Consider the following 1,777-nt stretch of genomic DNA (forward strand, 5'->3'; position numbering starts at 1 on the left):
CCACCGCCGACTCATGCTGAACTCATTTTATTGGCTCAGCATAAAAAGGCAGAACTTATTGCACATGCATCAGAGGTCATTGATCCGATGCGTGATGCAAAAGACGGCGGCTATATTGATGACGAAGATATTCCACGCCTGACTGCCTGGCAAAAGTATCGCTATACGCTGACTAAAGTTGATATATCGGCGGCACCTGATATTGAGTGGCCAGTAGCGCCTCAGTAACAATCAAAACCGGGCTTAATGGCCCGGTCTATTCAATCGTATAGCCAGCGGCCCGCCTTGGCCGAATCGATAAGCATTCCAACCGTAAGCGGTTTTATTTCCTGATTCTTTGGCTTTTTCTGCCAGATGGGGTATTCATATTCAATGTAATTTCTGCCATCAAAATTTTCGTAATCAATATTGAAATGATCAAATACATCTAACAGAAATTCGTGAGCATCCTCTGGGGTAAACCGGAAGTCGTCCTGCAACGTCCAGTCTCTAGTTACCTGTTTGAAGCCAGATTTAAACCAGTGTTGCCTTATGGGATATTTATTCATCAGGTACTGGATGATTTCGGTTTCTAATTTATCGTTGCCCATCAGAAATAAGTCCATTGAATACGATCGTTAGGTCTGGCTATGAGATTGTATTTTTTCCGAGTGTTTTGGGCTACTAACATAAGAATAGCCACCAATTGAGCATACCCAAGCCAAGGAATATAACGCCCGACAAAGGTTGCGATTTTATTGGAGGGTACCATTTTTAGCTTTGAGAGATTTTGCCCTACAGGAGAATAGGGCCTTAAATTATAGGGAAATCTCAAATCTTTTAGTAAATATCTTGATACCTTAGATGCGACACTGGTTCCCGGTGTTGCACTGGCTGCTGATAGCTTGCCTGTTACTTTTATATACGGCTGACCGGAAAGGATCATAGCTGCGGCTCCAATTTCCATGCCTGTATGATCAGCGAAATTTTCAAGAAAGATAATATTGAATAATTCTGCAGGGCTTAGGTTTGTATGCCCTTGATAAAAGTAAGTTCCGCCCAACTCCTCAACCGTATCCATAACTTCTCCTTGTTGTTACTACATTAGTTTCCGTTCAAGCATATTGGATCTAAGTTGATTACTCCAAACGATTATAGCGATCAAAATTCTGAAAATTGAATGAGGCTACGATAGAGGTAGCCTCTCGCCGACTCATATCTCTATGGCTGAAACCAATCATCAGCACTTTCCCACGTTTCCTGCAAAATATCTTCGACCGTCTTTTTATCCTCGTTTCCCCCACCCAGCACCGTCAACCCGTCAGCACCTGCGAACCTCACTTTCACATCGACATCGCCAAATTTACGACTGAGGCGATTAGTCAATTCTTCCGTCAGCGCATTGGTGTAGCCAACAGGAAAACTCTTCGCGTTCAGCTTATCTATCGTCACTTCGATACGCAGCATAAATCCCCCTCAAGTTAAATATCGATAACCAGCCATTGATCAGCTTCATCAAACATTTCTTCAACCAGCCGATTGAGAATAGCCTTCTCACTTTTGCTGGCGTCGGTGTTGATGCCATTCGCTTGCATGGGCTTAACCTTGACCTCAGCCTTGGGGAAGACGCGATGCACGCGCTTAGTTAGTTCAGCCAGAATCAGGTCATTGGCGCCCGGTATCTCTTTCACGTTTCGCTTATCGTAAACCAGTTCAACTTTCATGATTTCACGCCCACCAGTTAACTGTATTTATATGGGTCTTCCCCGATCATGGTGGCTATCTATGTAATGGCAGA

Annotated in this window: 5 protein-coding genes; 1 reads left to right on the top strand and 4 read right to left on the bottom strand. The window is 43.8% G+C overall.

The window, feature by feature from the left end; translation table 11 throughout:
* A partial coding sequence (locus AEP37_RS23560; RefSeq protein WP_049615606.1) for a tail fiber assembly protein occupies positions 1-228 on the top strand: 228 nt, incomplete at its 5' end.
* A 32-nt stretch (positions 229-260) separates the two neighbouring features.
* Here the strand turns inward: AEP37_RS23560 and AEP37_RS23565 are convergent.
* The 4 genes from AEP37_RS23565 to AEP37_RS23580 form a co-directional block, all read right to left on the bottom strand.
* Entirely contained in the window at positions 261-590 is a 330-nt protein-coding gene (locus AEP37_RS23565; protein WP_049615607.1) for a DUF1493 family protein, read from the bottom strand.
* On the bottom strand, positions 590-1,060 hold the full coding sequence (locus AEP37_RS23570; RefSeq protein ID WP_049615608.1) for an STM2901 family protein: 471 nt from the start codon (positions 1,058-1,060) through the stop codon (positions 590-592). Before AEP37_RS23570 ends, AEP37_RS23565 begins: the two co-directional genes overlap by 1 nt.
* 140 nt (positions 1,061-1,200) lie before the next feature.
* A complete protein-coding gene (locus AEP37_RS23575) occupies positions 1,201-1,446 on the bottom strand; it encodes a DinI-like family protein (protein WP_082170909.1) in 246 nt (81 codons plus the stop codon).
* A gap of 14 nt (positions 1,447-1,460) precedes the next feature.
* Complete coding sequence (locus AEP37_RS23580; protein ID WP_049615609.1) at positions 1,461-1,703, bottom strand: DinI-like family protein; 243 nt, start codon at positions 1,701-1,703, stop codon at positions 1,461-1,463.
* Positions 1,704-1,777 lie beyond the last annotated feature (74 nt).

Origin of the sequence: Yersinia pekkanenii, assembly GCF_001152565.1 — a bacterium.
GTDB lineage: Bacteria > Pseudomonadota > Gammaproteobacteria > Enterobacterales > Enterobacteriaceae > Yersinia > Yersinia pekkanenii.